The following is a 15,092-nucleotide window of genomic DNA, read 5'->3' as shown; positions in this document are numbered from 1 at the left end:
TCCCCCGAAGCGCCTCCTCGACCCTTGACCCCCACTCGCGCCGGTGTTTATGGTGTACACACAGTTTACGGCGCACACAAACAGTGTGCGCCGCATACGAACGGCCGACGGAGAAGGAGAAGGCGATGACCGGACCGATGATCGCCGCGCAGGGGTTGGAGAAGTCCTACGGCGACCACGCCGTGCTGCGCGGCGTCGACCTGACCGTGCGCCGCGGCGAGATCTTCGCGCTGCTGGGGCCCAACGGCGCGGGCAAGACGACGACCGTCAACATCCTCACGACCCTCGTCCGGCCCGACCGCGGCACGGCCCGCGTCGCGGGCGCCGACGTCGTGCACGACGCCGCCCGGGTGCGCGAGACCATCGCGCTCACGGGCCAGTACGCGTCGGTGGACGAGTTCCAGACGGGCCGCGAGAACCTCGTGATGATGGGCGAGCTCGCGCACCTCCCCCGCCGGGCGGTGCGCCCGCGCGCCGCCGCGCTGCTCGAGCGCTTCGACCTCACCGACGCCGCGGACCGGCGGGTCGGGACCTACTCGGGCGGCATGCGCCGCCGTCTCGACCTCGCGATCAGCCTCGTGGCCGACCCGGCGGTGCTCGTGCTCGACGAGCCGACGACGGGCCTCGACCCGGCGTCGCGCGCGCAGCTGTGGGAGGTCGTGCGGGGCCTCGCCGCCGACGGGACGACCGTCCTGCTGACGACCCAGTACCTGGAGGAGGCCGACCGCCTGGCCGACACGATCGCCGTCCTGCACGACGGCCGCGTCGCGGCGCGGGGCACGGCCGCCGAGCTCAAGGCGCTCGTCGCGGGCGACCACGTGCGCGTGGCGTTCGACGACCGGGAGAGCCTGGCCGCCGCCGTCGGGCTCGCGCCCTCGATCGGCCTGGCCCGCCCCACGGCCGACGCGAAGGACCTCTCGCTCACCGCACCGAGCGACGACCCCGTCCGCACCATCCGCGACGTGCTCGCGGCCGCCGACGCCCACGCGCTCGCGGTCGTGGGGGTCAGCGTCGTGCGGCCCACGCTCGACGACGTGTTCCTCGCCCTGACCCGGAAGGAGGGCGCCCGATGAGCGCCGCACCCACGACCACGCTGCCCCGGCCGTCCCGCACCACGCGGCCGCGCGCGCGGCAGACCCCGGCCACCGCGGCGCGCGACGTCCGCACGATGGTCGGCCGCGAGACCCGCCGCCAGCTGCGCAGCGTCGACGGGCTCGTCACGGCCTTCGCGCTGCCGGTGATGATCATGCTCGTCTTCGTCGTCATCTTCGGCGGGGCGATCGGCGGGGACGACTACATCGACTACGTCGTGCCCGGCGTGCTCGTGATGTGCCTGGGGTTCGGCTCCGCGACGGCCGCGGTCGGCGTCGCGCAGGACATGACGTCCGGCACGATCGACCGGTTCAAGACCCTGCCGATCTTCGGGCCGTCCGCGCTGTGGGGGCACGTCGTGGCGAGCGTCGTGCGCAACCTCGCGTCCGCCGTCGTGGTCGTCGGTGTCGCGCTCGCGCTCGGCTTCCGGCCCGACGCCGGACCGGCCGACTGGGCGGGGCTCGTCGCGTTCGCGGTCCTCGCCGTGCTGACGTTCACGTGGCTGAGCGTGGCGCTCGGCCTCGTGCTGAGCGTCGAGGCGTCGCAGTCCGTGAACTTCCTCTTCCTGTTCGTGCCCTACCTCAGCTCGGGGTTCGTCCAGATCGACACCATGCCGTCGTGGCTGCACGGGTTCGCCGAGAACCAGCCGTTCACGCCGGTCATCGAGACGTTCCGCGGGCTGCTCGCAGGCGCGCCCGACGCGTCGACGGTCCTCACGGCCGTCGCGTGGCTCGCCGGCTTCCTCGTCGCGAGCTGCACCGCCGGCTCCCTGCTCTACCGCCGGCGGACCGCCCGCTGACCCCCCTCCGCCCCTCTCTCCCACCCACCCCCGCCCCCACCCCCGCGCGGCCGAGCAGGTGGTCCTGGTGCGTCCGGTCGACAGGACGCACCACGACCACCTGCTCGCGCCACCGGGAGGGCCTGCTCGGCACGGCTGCGACCCACGTCCGGGCGCCGTCGGGGAGGATGAAGCCATGACGGACGCACCCGACCTCCCGCCCCGGCTCGCGCTCGCGTGGGGCGTGGCCGAACGCCCCGAGCGCGCGCCCAAGCGCGAGCTGAGCATCGAGCGGATCGTCGACGCGGCCATCGAGCTCGCCGACGCCGACGGGCTCGGGGCAGTGTCCATGGCGAAGGTCGCGCAGAGCCTCGGCTTCACGACGATGTCGCTCTACCGGTACGTCACGAGCAAGGACGACCTGCTGCTCCTCATGCAGGAGGCCGCGCTCGACGTCGAGTACCCGCCCGCGCACGAGCCCGCCGACTGGCGCGCCGAGCTGCGCGAGTGGGCGCAGTTCACGATGGCGGTGTTCGCGTCGCACCCGTGGTTCCTCGACATCCCCGTGACCGGCGCGCCGCTCACGCCGAACAACCTGCGCGGCGCGGACGCCGGGCTGCGCGCGCTGCGGTCCACGCCGCTCGACGACGAGGAGAAGATGTCCGTCATCCTCCTCGTCAGCGGGTACGCCCGGAGCGCGGCGCGGCTGCAGACCGACCTCGCGCGCGCCGTCGCGGCGGCCGGGGGCGACGAGGCGGTCCAGGGCGGCGCGTGGGCCGACGCGCTGCGCGGGCTCGTGGACGAGGTGCGGTTCCCCTACCTGCGCCCGCTCGTCGAGGCCGGCACGTACGCGGGCGAGGGCGAGATCGACGACACCGCATGGGGCCTGGAGCGGGTGCTCGACGGGATCGCCGTCTACGTCGACGCGCGGGCCGCCGGGGCGCCCGGCGCGGGCCGCGCGCCCGGGCGGCAGCCCGCCACGGTCACAGAGCCCGCACCGGCGACGGACCCGCGCGACGCCGTCGCGCCCGTCGAGGTCGCGGTGCACGTCAAGGACGCGCGGGTCAAGAAGGCGACGCTCCGGCGGCGCGACGCGGAGCGGCGCGTGCGCGAGGCCCAGAAGAAGGTGCGCGAGCTCGAGAAGGCCCTGCGGGACGCCCAGAAGGCGGAGCACGAGGCGGCCCGCGCGGCCGTCGAGAAGGCGCGCGGCTGACGCACCACGCACGACGGCGGCCGGTCACCCCCCGGGGTGGCCGGCCGCCGTCGTGCGTGAGCGGGCGGGGTCACTCGGCGAGCGCGAAGCCCGTCGTCCAGGAGGTCTTCTCCCCCGCCGCGAGCGTGAGCTGCAGGAAACCGAGAGCCTCGAGCTCGTGCGCGCGCTTCAGCGAGCCGGCGTCGACGACGCGGACCCCGGACACGGCGCCCGCGAGGGCGGCCTTCGCGTCGGCGTCGTCGCCCGCGACGAGGACCGTCGTCGCGAGCGGCCCGACCTGGCCGGTGGCGAGCGTCGCCGCGAAGTTCGTGTTGAACGCCTTGAGGACGCGCGCGCCCGGGACGCGCTCCTGGATCTGCGCCGCGGCCGACGAGCCGTCGGGCACGACGAGGGAGTCGAACGTCGCGAAGTCGAGCGGGTTGGTGATGTCGACGAGGACCTTGCCGTCGAGGCGGCCCTCGTAGGCGCCGAGGACGTCGTCGAGCGCCCCGTACGGGAGCGCGAGCACGACGACGTCGCCGGTGATCTCGTCGCCGACGGTGCCCGCCGTGACGCGCGGGTCGACCTCGGTGGCCTCACGGGTCAGGACCTGCACCTGGCTGCCCGCGGCGAGCGCGAGACCGGCGATGGCCGAGCCCATGTTCCCGGCGCCGATGATGGTGATGCTGCTCATGGTGGCTTCCCTTCCTCCGCCGGCCCGACGGTCGGCTATTAGTTGTTGCTACAACTAACACCGTACGTCGCTAAAGTTGTACCGTCAACTATGCGCATCGCCGCACCGGAGGAGGCACGATGACGACGGAACCCCGCTGGCTCGACGACCAGCAGCTCGACGCGTGGAAGCGGCTCGTGGCGGTCGTGGAGCTGCTGCCGGGCGTCCTCGACTCCCAGCTCCGGCGCGACGCCGACCTCAGCCACTTCGAGTACTACGTGCTCGCGATGCTCTCCGAGGCGCCGCGGCGCACGCTGCGCATGACCGACCTAGCGGGCGCCACCAACGCCACGCTCCCCCGGCTCTCCCACGTCGTCGCGCGCCTCGAGAAGCGTGGCCTCGTCGAGCGCGTGCCGTGCCCCGAGGACCGCCGCGCGACGAACGCGCACCTCACCGACGCCGGCTGGGAGAAGGTCGTCGCGACCGCGCCCGGGCACGTCGGGACGGTGCGCGACCACGTGATCGACGCGCTCACCGACGAGCAGGTCGAGCAGCTGGACGCCATCGCGGGCGCCATCCTCGAGCGCGTCGACCCCGACGACCGCATGGGCTTCCTGCGGCGCTGAGCCGCACACCCGCGCCCGGCTGGGCCCCGGCGACACGCCCCGGGCGTCCGGACCCGGGTCCCCGCGGGGTCAGCGGGTCCGCACGGGCCCCGCGAGGACGAGCCGCTCGCCCGGCGCGAGCGCGCCGAGCGCGACGAGCGGGTCGTCGACCGCGAGCTCGACCCGCCCGGGCAGGGCGGCGAGCACGTCGTCCCACTCCGGGGCGGCGTCGTCCACCTCGACGCTGTGCCCGTTCACGAGGTCGAACGACACGTACCGGGCGGTGCCGCCCGGGGCACCGAGCGCGAACGCGGTGACGCGGCGCACGTCCGCCCACGGCGCGAGGACGCCGCCCTGCCCGTCGTCGACCTCGACGCCGCGCGCGGACACCGCGACGCGCATCCGGTCGGCCGTCACCCGGCGACCTCGGCCGCCTCGAGCCACGCCGCCTCGAGCTCGTCCTTCTCCGCCGCGAGGGTGCGCAGCTCGGCGTCGAGCTCCGCGACCGCCGCGAAGTCGGTCGCGTTCGCCGCGATCTTCTCGTGCAGCCGGCCCTCGGCCTCCGCGATCTTGCTCAGGCGCCGCTCGATGCGGTTGATCTCCTTCTTCGCCGCCCGCACCTCGGCCGCGCTCGGGCCCGGGGCCGCCACGGCCGGCCCCGCGTCCGGTGTCGCGTCGGCGCCGCCCGTGGGCGCGAACCCGGTCGACGCCGCGCCCGCGCCCGCGAGCGCCGCGCGCCGCAGCTCGAGGTACTGCTCGACGCCGCCCGGCAGGTCGCGCACCTGGCCGTCGCCGAGCAGCGCGACCTGGCGGTCCGCCACGCGCTCCAGCAGGTAGCGGTCGTGCGAGACCACGATGAGCGTGCCGGGCCAGCCGTCGAGCAGGTCCTCGAGCGCGGCGAGCGTGTCGGTGTCGAGGTCGTTCGTCGGCTCGTCGAGCAGGAGCACGTTGGGCTCGGCGACGAGCAGGCGCAGGAGCTGGAGGCGGCGCCGCTCGCCGCCCGAGAGGTCGCGCACGAGCGTCTGCGACCGCTCGCGCGTGAAGCCGAGCCGCTCGACGAGCTGGGACGCGGAGAGCTCCTTGCCGTCGACGACGACCGAGCGCTTCTCGTCCTCGATCACCTGGATCACGCGCGCGCCGGCGATGTCGTCGAGCTCGCCGACGTCCTGCGACAGCTCCGCGACGTGGACGGTCTTGCCGCGCTTGACCCGCCCGGAGTCGGGCTCGCGCCGCCCGGCGAGGAGCGCGAGGAGCGTCGTCTTGCCGGCACCGTTGACCCCGACGACCCCGTACCGGTCGCCGGGCCCCAGGCGCCACGTGACGTCGTCGAGCAGCACGCGCTCGCCCTGGCCGTCCTGGCGCGGCACCGCGACCGTCACGTCCTCGAGGTCGAGCACGTCCTTGCCGAGGCGCTTCGTCGCGGTGCGCGTGAGCTCGAGCGTGTCGCGCGGCGGCGGGACGTCGGCGATGAGCGCGGCGGCGGCGTCGAGCCGGAACTTGGGCTTGGACGTGCGCGCGGGCGCGCCCCGCCGGAGCCACGCGAGCTCCTTGCGCAGCAGGTTGTCGCGCTTCTCCGCCGCGACGGCCGCGGTGCGCTGGCGCTCGGCGCGCGCGAGCACGTACGCCGCGTACCCGCCCTCGTAGCCCTCGACCTGGCCCGAGCCGTCGCCGCGCACCTCCCACATGCGCGAGCACACGGCATCGAGGAACCAGCGGTCGTGCGTGACGACCACGAGGGCGCCCTTCGCGCCCGGGCGGGCGAAGCGGTCGCCCAGGTGCGCGGCGAGCCACGCGACGCCCTCGACGTCGAGGTGGTTCGTGGGCTCGTCGAGGAACAGCACGTCGTGGTCGGCGACGAGGAGCGCCGCGAGCGCGACGCGGCGACGCTGCCCGCCGGACAGCGTGTCCGCCGGGGCGTCGAGGTCGAGGTCGCCCAGCAGCCCCGCGTGGACGGTGCGGATGCTCGCGTCCGACGCCCAGGCGTGGGTCGCGGCGTCGCCGTGCACGAGATCGCGGATCGTCGCGCCGGTGCCGACGTCGTCGCGCTGGTCGAGCAGGCCCACCCGCAGGCCGCCCACGCGGGTGACACGGCCGCCGTCGGGCTGCTGCGTGCCCGCGAGGAGGCGCAGGAGCGTCGTCTTGCCGGCCCCGTTGGGGCCGACGATGCCGACGCGGTCGCCGTCGTCGAGGCCGAGCGAGACGTCGTCGAGCAGGGTGCGGGTGCCGACGGTCAGCGAGATGCCGTCGGCGCCGAGAAGGTGAGCCACGCCGTCGAGCCTAGGCCGCACCCCGTGAGTGCGGGAAATAGCCGCCGATCCGCGACGGGACCACGACTGTCCCCCGCACCCACGGGAGGGGCGGTCAGCCCTTGAGGCCGGTGTGCGCGAGGCCCTGGACGAACTGCTTCTGGGCGACGAGGAACACCGCGAGGACCGGCAGCACGGTGAGCGTCGTCGCGGCGAGCTGGACGTTCCACATCGGGCCGCCGTAGGCGTCGACGTACTGCGTGAGCGCCTGCGGGAGCGTGAACCGGTCCTTGCTGGACAGGTACACGATCGGCTCGAGGTAGAGGTTCCACGACTTGAGGAACGTGAAGATCGCGACGGCCGAGATCGCCGAGCGCGACAGCGGGAACGCGATCCGCCAGAAGATCCCCCACCGCCCGAGGCCGTCCATGCGCCCCGCCTCCTCGAGCTCGCCGGGGAGCCCGAGGAAGAACTGGCGCATGATGAACGTCGCGAGGACGCTCGGCGCCCCGAGGATCGGGATGACCACGAGCGGCCAGTGCGTGTCGATGAGCCCGAGCGAGTTGACCATCCGGAACAGCGGGACGATCGTCACCTCCGACGGCACGAGCAGCCCGACGAGCACGAGCAGGAACAGCGCGTTCGCCCCGGGGAACCGGATGCGCGCGAACGCGTACCCGGCCATCGAGGCCACGAGGATCGTCCCGACCGTCACGACCACGGCGATGTAGAGGCTGTTCCAGTACTGCTGCGCGAACGGCTGCAGCCGGAACACCTCGCCGTAGGCCGCGAACGACGGGTCCTGGGGCCAGAGCGTCGGCACGGCCCGCAGGATCTCGCTCATCGGCTTGAGGCTCGACGTCGCCATCCACCACGTCGGGAAGACGAACGGCACGCTGAGCACCACGAGGAGCGCCACGAGCGCCGCGCGCCCCCAGCGGCGGCGCGTGCGCGCGCTCCCCGTGCGGCGCGCGGGCCGTCCGCCGCGGGTCGCCGCGCCGTCGGCGCCGCCCGTGCCCGACGCCGCAGGCCGGGCCGGGCCGTCGTCCGCGCCCGGGAGCGTGGCCGGGCCGGGCATCACGTCAGACTTCATGGAAGACCCACCTCTTGCGCGTCTGCCACTGCACGAGTGTCAGGACGAGGACGATGACGAACAGCAGGACGGAGATCGCGCTCGCGTAGCCGAAGTCGTTGAACCGGAACGCCTGCTGGTACAGGTAGTAGACGAGCACGGTGGTCGAGTTCCCCGGCCCCCCGCCCGTGAGCACGGCGATCTGCGCGAACACCTCGAGCGAGCCCACGATCGTGAGGATCGAGACCAGCAGGACGGTCGGGCTGATGAGCGGGAGCGTGATCGACCGGAACCGGCGCCACGCGCCCGCGCCGTCGATGCGCCCGGCCTCCTGGATCTCCTCGGGCACCCCCTGCAGGGCCGCGAGGAACAGGATCATGTTGAGGCCCACGTTCTTGAAGACCTGCACGACGATCACCGAGAGCATTGCCGTCGTCTCCCCGCGCAGCCAGTTCGGGCCGTCGACGCCGAGCAGCGACAGGAACCCGTTGATGCCGCCGTCCGCCTGGAGCAGGAAGCTCCACACGATCGTCCACGCCACGAGGGACACGACGACGGGCGAGAAGAAGAACGTGCGGAACGTCGTCGTGCCGGGGAGCCGCTGGTTGAGCAGCACCGCGAGGACGAGCGCGAGCGAGATGTTGAGCACGACGAGCCCGACGGAGAACCACAGGCTCGCGAGGAGCGAGTCCCGCAGCCCGGGGTCGGCGAGCATCCGCTCGTAGTTGTCCCCGCCCGCGAACGTGAACGTGTTCGCGAGGACGTTCCACTCGTGCAGCGAGTACCAGACGACGGCGACCAGCGGCGCGACGACGAACGCGAGCGCGCCGAGCACGGCGGGCGCGACCATGGTGTAGCCCACGGCCGCGTCCCGTCGTGCGAGTGCGGAGGACGCCACGCTCAGTCCCCGAGCAGGGGCTGGATCGCCGCGCACGTGTCGGCGAGGACGCCCTCGACGTCCGCGTCGGCGGTCCACAGCGCGTCGAGCTGGGCGCGCACCGTGTCCTGCAGCTTGGCGAAGTTCTGGTGCGACGGCTTCGTCACGGCGCCCTGGATGCCGTCGACGACGACCGCCTGGAGCTGCTCCTCGCTGAGCTTCGGGTTGGCGGCCCCGAGCGTCTCGGCGGTGAGCAGCGACTCGCGCGGCGGCGGGAAGTACGCGGCGAGCGTCTCGGCGTTCTCCGGGTTGGTGAACCACGCGAGGAAGTCGGCCGCGACGTCGGGGTGCTCCCCGGCGGCGAAGACACCGATGCCGGCCTGGCCGATGACGTTCTGCTGGCCCGCCGGGCCCGCCGGGAGCGGCACGACGTCCCACCCGAACGAGTCGTCGAGCGACGACGCGCGGCTGATCTGCGTGATCGTCATGGCGGAGTCGCCCGCGAAGAAGTCGGCCGTCGTGCCGGGACCGGGCAGCGCCTTGTCGACGAACGTCGCGTCGTGGATCCACGTGAGGGCGTCGACCATCTCGGGGTCGGTGAACGTGCACTGCGTGCCGTCCTCGCTCCACGGCGTCGCGTCCCAGCCGTCCCAGATCGTCGACAGGTTCTCCCAGACCTTGTAGTCGAAGTCGCGCACCACGAGGCCCTGCTTGCCCGACGTCGCGGCGGCCGCCGCCGCGATCTCGCGGACCTGGTCGTAGGTCCAGTCGCCCGACGCGACGAGGTCGGCCGGGTTCGGCTGGCCCGCCGCGGCGACCTGGTCGGTGTTGACGAACAGCGCGAACGGCGAGTTGGAGAACGGGTAGGCGTAGAGGCCGCCGTCCTTCTCCCACAGCGCGAGCGACGAGTCGAGCAGGTCGTCGTACGCGTACCCCTCGGTCTCCTGCAGCTTCGGGCCGACGTCGACGAGCGCGCCGCTCGCCACGAACTCGGGCGCGTAGCTCTCGAGGATCCACGCGAGGTCCGGCGCGTTGCCGCCCGCGAGCTGCGTCGTGAGGGACGTCGTGTAGTCCTCGAACGGGATGGTCTCGAACGTCACGCCGGACACGAGGTCGGGGTTCTCCGCGACGTACGCGTCGGCGATCTCCTGGAACTGCGCGAGCTGCGTCTCGTCGGCCGTCCAGACGGTCATGCGCAGCTCGACCGGCTCGCTCGGGGTGCTCGGCTCGCCCGCGACGTCGTCGCCGCCGCCGGAGCACGCGGTGAGGACGAGGGCGAGCGCGACGCCGCCGGCGGCCAGGGGTGCGCCGACGAGGCGGCGGCGCGGGGCGGACCGAGGGGCCGACCGTGGGGTGAGGGGGTTCATCAGTTCTCCTTCGGACTGAGGGTGGGCGGGGGTCCCGGGCGCGGGGAGCCCGGGTCAGTAGGGGTGGGCCTCGGCGGGCCAGCGCAGCTCGACGCCCGCCCGGACGAGCTCGTCCTGGTAGTCGGCGAGGAGGTCGGCCTTCGACTGGACGGCGTGCGGCGTGCGGCCGGTCGCGAGGCAGTGGGCCGCGAGGTGGCCGGCGGCCTCGCCGACGTTCCACTCGACCGGGTGCAGGCGGTAGCAGCCGTTGGTGATGTGCGTCGTGCCGATGTTCTTGTTGGCGGCGAGCAGGTTGGTCACGCGCTGCGGCAGCAGGGCCCCGAGCGGGATCTCGAACGGCGTCGACGCCACGTCGATGTACGTGTCGCCGCCCGTCGAGGGGTGCAGGTCGATCCGGTACATGCCGACGCCGACCGAGTCGTCGTAGCGCGTCGCGCCGCGGTCGCCGCGCACGGCGTACGAGACGTCGTTCTCCGTCACCGTCGTCACGGCGCGCAGGCGGCGGGACTCGCGGTGGTAGGCCGCCTGGGCGAGGCCGTCGGCCGAGCCCATGACGTCGGGCCGCAGGCGCAGGCCCGGGAAGCCGGTCCCGCCGTCGGCGCGGGGCGCCTCGGTCTGCATCCAGTAGAGCATCGAGAGGCTGAGCTGCCGGGCGTCGGCGATCCGGGCCTCCTCCACGTCGCGCGGCACGTCGAGCACGGGCGCCAGGAAGTAGTCGATGCTCGGCCAGTTCACGAGGCACAGGTCGCTCGCGTAATGGCCCGGCGCGAAGAGGTCGCGGGCCGCGATGCGCCGGAACGTCCAGAGGTTCCCGTCGCCGGGGTTCTTCGACTGGTCGGCGTCGACGGCCCGCGGGTCGTCGCCCGGGTTCGGGGTGAACGACCGCACGTCCATCGCGAGCGTGCGCGGGTTGGGCGCCTCCCACGACAGCATCCGGCGCCCGTTCCACGGGCCTGGGGTGTACGTGCTCCAGAAGTCGTAGCGCTCGGGGCGGTCGATCGTGTGGTCGCCGTCCACGTGCTCGACGGCGAAGCACACGCTGAGGGCCTGCACGTTGTCGGGCTGCGCCTCGTCCGGCGCGCTCGGCTCCCCGGTCTCGCGGTTCGACTCGAACCCGGTGACGTACTCGGTGCCCGTCAGCGGCAGGAGCTCGCCCGTCTCGGTCGCGTCGACGACGAACGCCGCGTGCACCGTCACGGCCGCGCCCCCGGCGTCGGCCGTGACCGGGGCGAGCGTCACGGAGGTGACGCGGTCGCCGTCGGTGGTGGCCGCCGTCGGGCGCACGCGCTCGAGCAGGCGGATGCGGCCCGCGGACCGCCACGGGGCGAGCATCTCCTCGAGCACGCCCACCGCGACGCGCGGCTCGTGGCACAGCTTGGAGACCCAGCCCGCGCCGGGGTTGAGGGCGTCCCACGTGCGCGCGGCGTCCGTGAGCGGGTAGGAGCGGCGGTAGACGTCGCGGATGCCGTCGCGCAGCGCGCGGTAGCGCGCGGTCACGCCGAACCGCTCGACCCACGGGCTCTCGTCCGGCGGTACCGCCTGGGACGTGAGCTGGCCGCCGATCCACGGGTGCTCCTCGGTGAGGACGACGCGGGCGCCGCGCTCCGCCGCCGCGAGCGCGGCGGCCACGCCGCCGAGCCCGCCGCCGACGACGAGGACGTCTGCCTGGAGGTCTGCATGGGTCACGCTGGGGTTTCCGTTTCTCTGGTGCTCGGTGGTGCGGTCTGAGGTCGGTCAGGCGGGTGCCGCGACGCCCGACGGCGCGGCGACGGTCTCGCCGTCGACGTCCACGCACTCGAGGAGCTGGTGGAGCTCGTCCTCCGGGACGGCGACGGCGCGCGACGCCCGGCGGTCCGAGCGGCCCGAGCCGGACTCGGCCGCGACGAGGCGGGACAGCAGCACGAGGGCGCGCGCGCCCATCTCCTCGCGCGGGATGGAGAAGCCCGACCAGCGGCGCCCGCCCGGGCGCCCGTGGTGCGGCTGGCCGAGCAGGAGCACGGAGACGTCCGCCGGCACGCGCACGCCCCGGTCCTCGAGCTCGTCGACGAGCTCCTCCGGGGAGTTCTCGGGTGCCACGACGACGGCGGTGAGCCGCTGGTCGACGATCTCGGCCGCCGTCGCGGGCACGTCGTCCAGCTCGACGAACCGGACGGTCAGGCCGTGCGCCTTCATCGTGGCGCGATAGGCGTCGACGCGGTCGAGCGTCGGCTGGTCGGTGCCGCGGGGCCCGACGTACCCGATGCGCTCGTGGCCGAGCTCGACGAGCCGCTCGACCTGGCGCGCGGTCGCCGCGACGTAGTCGGCGCCGACGTAGGGCAGGCGTCCGCCGTCGCTGCCGCGCTTGCCGATGAAGACGAAGGGGTAGTTCGTGTCGAGCAGGTGCTGGAGCTCGCCGCGGTCCTCGTGCTGGCCGAGCAGCAGGCAGCCGTCGGCGATCCCGAGGCGCTGCCAGCCGTCGCGCGTGAGGCGGCGGCGCCCGTCGACGACGCGCGCGCTCGTGAACAGCAGGATGTCGATGCCGAGCTTCTCGGCCGCGTGCTCGATCCCGACGAGGAACGGCCCGTAGAAGTCGCGACCGGAGCGCGGGAACGTCGCCTCGTAGGTGAAGACGCCGAGGATCTGGTTGCGCCCGCCCGCGAGACGCTGCGCGACGGGGTTCGCCGAGTAGCCCGTGATCCGGATCGCGTCGAGCACGCGCTGGCGCGTCTCCTCGCTGATCCGCACCCCCGCGGGCGTGGAGTCGTTCAGCACGAACGAGACCGTCGCCTGGCTGACGCCCGCCATGGCGGCGACGTCGGCCTGGGTGATGCGGTGCCTCGGCATGGATCCTCCTCGATCACGTCGTCGATGACGTGGAAGGAGTCTCGCCAGGCCGGGCCCGGCCGGTCAACGAGGTAATACGCATTATTACGCCGGGACCCGCGCGGCTCCGCGGGTGGGCGGGCGCCGGGTGATCCGCATAATGCCCCGGTCGTCGCCGTGGCCGGGCGTGCGGCGCGGGACGCACGACGGGCCCGGGGCCGCACCGTGGTGCGTCCCCGGGCCCGTCGCCCCCCCCTGCTCGCGCGGCGCGCTACCCGCAGGTCAGCGCGCCGTACGGCGCGGTCGTCGTCCCCTGCCCGACGCCGTCCGTCCCGACGACCTCGACCGTCGCCTCGCCCGCCGCGACCGTCGTGGCCCGCGTCGCGAACGACTGGTACGCGCTGCGCCCGGGCGCGACGTCGGCCACGGTGCGCTCGCCGAACGGCGTCGCGAGCCGGACCGCCACCGCGTCGTCGCCCGCGGGGCGCGCCGTCACGGCCACGTACGCGCGGCCCGCGAGGCACCGCGTGACGGCCTCGACCTCGACCGCGGGCTCGTCGTCGTCGCACGCCGCCGCCTCCTGGGCGGTCGGCGTCCAGCGGAACCAGTCGAACGACGCGACGATCTCCGGCGGCGTCGCCGAGCCGCGCATCGCGAACGGACCGACGCCCGTCGCCCGGAGCGCCGCCACGTCCACCGTGCGACCCCACGGCGCGAACTCGACGCCGTCGACCGACACCGACGCCTGCACGGCGGTCCCGTCGCTCGTCAGGCGCAGCCAGAAGGTGTCGCCGAGGCCCGCCGGCGGGACGACCGAGTCGAAGCCGGTGTTGCGGTCCGTGCCGTTCTGGCGCCAGATGAACTCGACCCGCGGGCCGAGCGACCCGTGCACCAGGTCGAGCTTCGCGTAGTTCGCGTCGTCGCGGTACAGCAGGAGACCGCCCTGCTGGAACCGCTCCGTCGGGGAGACGGAGACGGCCGTCGTGACCTCCCACGACCCGGCGGGCACGGCCTGGAGCGGCAGCGCGGCGCCCGCGACGCCGGTCGGGTACGCCGGGACGCGCAGCGCGCCGTCGACGAGCTCGTGCCGGGCCGTCCCCGGCCGGACCACGGTCCAGCGCGCCGGGTCGAGCGTCGTGCCGTCGAACTCGTCGGACGCCGCGCCGCTGCACCGCTCGCGCAGCGGGTCGGGGTCCTGGCCCGGCTCGGGGGGCCGCACGGCGTCGGGGTCGCGCTGCGCCCACGCGATCGTCGCGCCCAGGCGGTCGCCGGACTCGTAGAAGAGGTACGTCTCGTCGCCGTCGGTGACGATCTCCGGGGCTGCGACCCGGCCCGTGTCGTCGCCCACTCCGCTCGCGCGGTGCAGCTCCCACCGCGGGCCGACCTGCGTCATCGTCGGGTCGAGCGTGCGGGCGAACGTGATGCCCGTGGAGCCGTGGTAGATCACGTACAGCTGACCGTCCCACTCCCACAGGTTGCCGCCGGACACGTTGGTGCCGGTCGCGGCGTCGGGCACGACGAGCGGGTCCGGCCGCACGACCCAGGTCTTGCCGTCGACCGACTCGGCCAGCTTGATCCGCCGGATGTTGTCGGTCCGGTTCTGCATGTACGTCATGGCGAACCGGTAGCCGGACGACGGGTCCGGGTGCTCGACGACGCGCGCGTACGACGTCTCCGTGGTCCCCGCGCCGCCGTCGGCGTTCGTCAGGGCGACGCCGGAGTCGTCGAACGCGAGCCCGTCGGGCGACGTCGCCCAGCGCGTCGTGGAGTTCTCGCCGTGGAAGTACAGGAGCACCTGGTCCGTCGCGTCGTCCCACAGGACGTCGGGCGACGAGACGTGCGAGACGCGCTCGTAGAACGGCAGCCACTCGTCCGCGACGATCGGGTTGTGCGCGTACTCCGTCCACGGGCCCTCGAGCGAGTCGGCGTACATGACCGAGATGCCGCCCGGGGAGTCGTGCGGGGCGTAGTAGAGGTACCACTCCCCCAGCGGGTCGTCGAGGTACGCGCCCGCGTGGAAGACGCTCGGGAAGATGAACTCGTCCGTCGGGTTGTAGATCATCGACTCCTTGTCGGTGACCACGCCGCGGTACTCGAACACGGGCAGGTCGGACACGGACGGTCCGTCGGTCGTCGCTCCGGTCGTCACCCCGGTCGTGGTGGCGGCCGTGGCCGCGGGCGGCGGTCCCGCGGCGAGGGCCGTCGCGGGGACGACCGCCCCGGCGGCGAGGACCGCCGTCAGGGTGGCGACCGCCGTCGCCACGGCGCGCGGTCTGCGGCGTGGTGCTGCTGCTCGGGTTCTCACAGGGGACCTCCGTCGGTTCCTCGCCGGCGGCGTCGTCGCCGCCGGGCGCCACGTGGAGACGTGGGCTGGTGGCAGTGTCGCCG

At 74.0% G+C, this 15,092-nt stretch carries 13 protein-coding genes; 4 read left to right on the top strand and 9 right to left on the bottom strand.

Annotated elements, in window-relative coordinates; genetic code table 11:
• Window positions 1-125: 125 nt before the first annotated feature.
• The 3 genes from BXA05_RS17025 to BXA05_RS17015 all read left to right on the top strand — a co-directional run bounded on the left by BXA05_RS17025 (window position 126) and on the right by BXA05_RS17015 (window position 3,083).
• Window positions 126-1,073, top strand: a complete 948-nt coding sequence (locus tag BXA05_RS17025) for an efflux ABC transporter ATPase subunit, DrrA-related (protein WP_076406279.1) — start codon at window positions 126-128, stop codon at window positions 1,071-1,073.
• Complete coding sequence (locus BXA05_RS17020) at window positions 1,070-1,891, top strand: ABC transporter permease (protein ID WP_211435873.1); 822 nt, start codon at window positions 1,070-1,072, stop codon at window positions 1,889-1,891. The genes BXA05_RS17025 and BXA05_RS17020 overlap by 4 nt, the downstream gene beginning before the upstream one ends.
• Window positions 1,892-2,066: 175 nt before the next feature.
• Window positions 2,067-3,083, top strand: coding sequence for a TetR/AcrR family transcriptional regulator (locus tag BXA05_RS17015; protein ID WP_076406277.1), 1,017 nt, complete (start codon window positions 2,067-2,069; stop codon window positions 3,081-3,083).
• A gap of 70 nt (window positions 3,084-3,153) precedes the next feature.
• Here BXA05_RS17015 and BXA05_RS17010 read toward each other — a convergent pair whose 3' ends face one another.
• Window positions 3,154-3,756 carry an NADPH-dependent F420 reductase gene (locus BXA05_RS17010; RefSeq protein ID WP_076406275.1) on the bottom strand — a complete coding sequence of 201 codons (603 nt, stop codon included), beginning with the start codon at window positions 3,754-3,756 and terminating at the stop codon, window positions 3,154-3,156.
• Window positions 3,757-3,875: 119 nt separating this feature from the next.
• Between BXA05_RS17010 and BXA05_RS17005 the strand changes: the two genes are divergently transcribed.
• Window positions 3,876-4,361: a MarR family winged helix-turn-helix transcriptional regulator gene (locus BXA05_RS17005; protein WP_021483746.1), complete on the top strand. Its 486-nt coding sequence runs from the start codon at window positions 3,876-3,878 to the stop codon at window positions 4,359-4,361.
• Window positions 4,362-4,430: 69 nt separating this feature from the next.
• On the opposite strand, the gene BXA05_RS17000 is transcribed toward BXA05_RS17005, so the two are convergent.
• The 8 genes from BXA05_RS17000 to BXA05_RS16965 form a co-directional block, all read right to left on the bottom strand.
• Complete coding sequence (locus BXA05_RS17000) at window positions 4,431-4,757, bottom strand: hypothetical protein (protein WP_034654213.1); 327 nt, start codon at window positions 4,755-4,757, stop codon at window positions 4,431-4,433.
• On the bottom strand, window positions 4,754-6,607 hold the full coding sequence (locus tag BXA05_RS16995; RefSeq protein WP_061268710.1) for an ABC-F family ATP-binding cassette domain-containing protein: 1,854 nt from the start codon (window positions 6,605-6,607) through the stop codon (window positions 4,754-4,756). The genes BXA05_RS17000 and BXA05_RS16995 overlap by 4 nt, the downstream gene beginning before the upstream one ends.
• A 94-nt stretch (window positions 6,608-6,701) precedes the next feature.
• Complete coding sequence (locus BXA05_RS16990; RefSeq protein ID WP_228485058.1) at window positions 6,702-7,679, bottom strand: carbohydrate ABC transporter permease; 978 nt, start codon at window positions 7,677-7,679, stop codon at window positions 6,702-6,704.
• Entirely contained in the window at window positions 7,669-8,556 is an 888-nt protein-coding gene (locus BXA05_RS16985) for a carbohydrate ABC transporter permease (RefSeq protein ID WP_244550501.1), read from the bottom strand. Before BXA05_RS16985 ends, BXA05_RS16990 begins: the two co-directional genes overlap by 11 nt.
• Window positions 8,557-8,558: 2 nt before the next feature.
• Window positions 8,559-9,902 carry an ABC transporter substrate-binding protein gene (locus BXA05_RS16980; RefSeq protein WP_061268083.1) on the bottom strand — a complete coding sequence of 448 codons (1,344 nt, stop codon included), beginning with the start codon at window positions 9,900-9,902 and terminating at the stop codon, window positions 8,559-8,561.
• 54 nt (window positions 9,903-9,956) lie between these two features.
• Window positions 9,957-11,588, bottom strand: coding sequence for an FAD-dependent oxidoreductase (locus tag BXA05_RS16975; protein WP_076406271.1), 1,632 nt, complete (start codon window positions 11,586-11,588; stop codon window positions 9,957-9,959).
• A gap of 48 nt (window positions 11,589-11,636) precedes the next feature.
• The gene (locus BXA05_RS16970; protein WP_034650649.1) at window positions 11,637-12,725 is read right to left on the bottom strand and encodes a LacI family DNA-binding transcriptional regulator; all 1,089 of its coding nucleotides are present in this window, start codon (window positions 12,723-12,725) and stop codon (window positions 11,637-11,639) included.
• 250 nt (window positions 12,726-12,975) lie between these two features.
• The gene (locus BXA05_RS16965; RefSeq protein ID WP_076406269.1) at window positions 12,976-14,967 is read right to left on the bottom strand and encodes a beta-xylosidase family glycoside hydrolase; all 1,992 of its coding nucleotides are present in this window, start codon (window positions 14,965-14,967) and stop codon (window positions 12,976-12,978) included.
• Between the last annotated feature and the right edge of the window lie 125 nt (window positions 14,968-15,092).

The organism is Cellulosimicrobium funkei, from assembly GCF_900155925.1.
Classification (GTDB): domain Bacteria; phylum Actinomycetota; class Actinomycetes; order Actinomycetales; family Cellulomonadaceae; genus Cellulosimicrobium; species Cellulosimicrobium funkei.
Note: the sequence above shows the minus strand (reverse complement) of the source record. Positions and strands in the feature narration are given on the sequence as shown.

Coding starts and splice junctions, on each gene's coding strand:
- BXA05_RS17005 (WP_021483746.1), top strand. CDS start 3,876: ATGACGACGGAACCCCGCTGGCTCGACGACCAGCAGCTCGACGCGTGG.
- BXA05_RS16990 (WP_228485058.1), bottom strand. CDS start 7,679: ATGAAGTCTGACGTGATGCCCGGCCCGGCCACGCTCCCGGGCGCGGAC.
- BXA05_RS17015 (WP_076406277.1), top strand. CDS start 2,067: ATGACGGACGCACCCGACCTCCCGCCCCGGCTCGCGCTCGCGTGGGGC.
- BXA05_RS16980 (WP_061268083.1), bottom strand. CDS start 9,902: ATGAACCCCCTCACCCCACGGTCGGCCCCTCGGTCCGCCCCGCGCCGC.
- BXA05_RS17010 (WP_076406275.1), bottom strand. CDS start 3,756: ATGAGCAGCATCACCATCATCGGCGCCGGGAACATGGGCTCGGCCATC.
- BXA05_RS16970 (WP_034650649.1), bottom strand. CDS start 12,725: ATGCCGAGGCACCGCATCACCCAGGCCGACGTCGCCGCCATGGCGGGC.
- BXA05_RS17020 (WP_211435873.1), top strand. CDS start 1,070: ATGAGCGCCGCACCCACGACCACGCTGCCCCGGCCGTCCCGCACCACG.
- BXA05_RS17025 (WP_076406279.1), top strand. CDS start 126: ATGACCGGACCGATGATCGCCGCGCAGGGGTTGGAGAAGTCCTACGGC.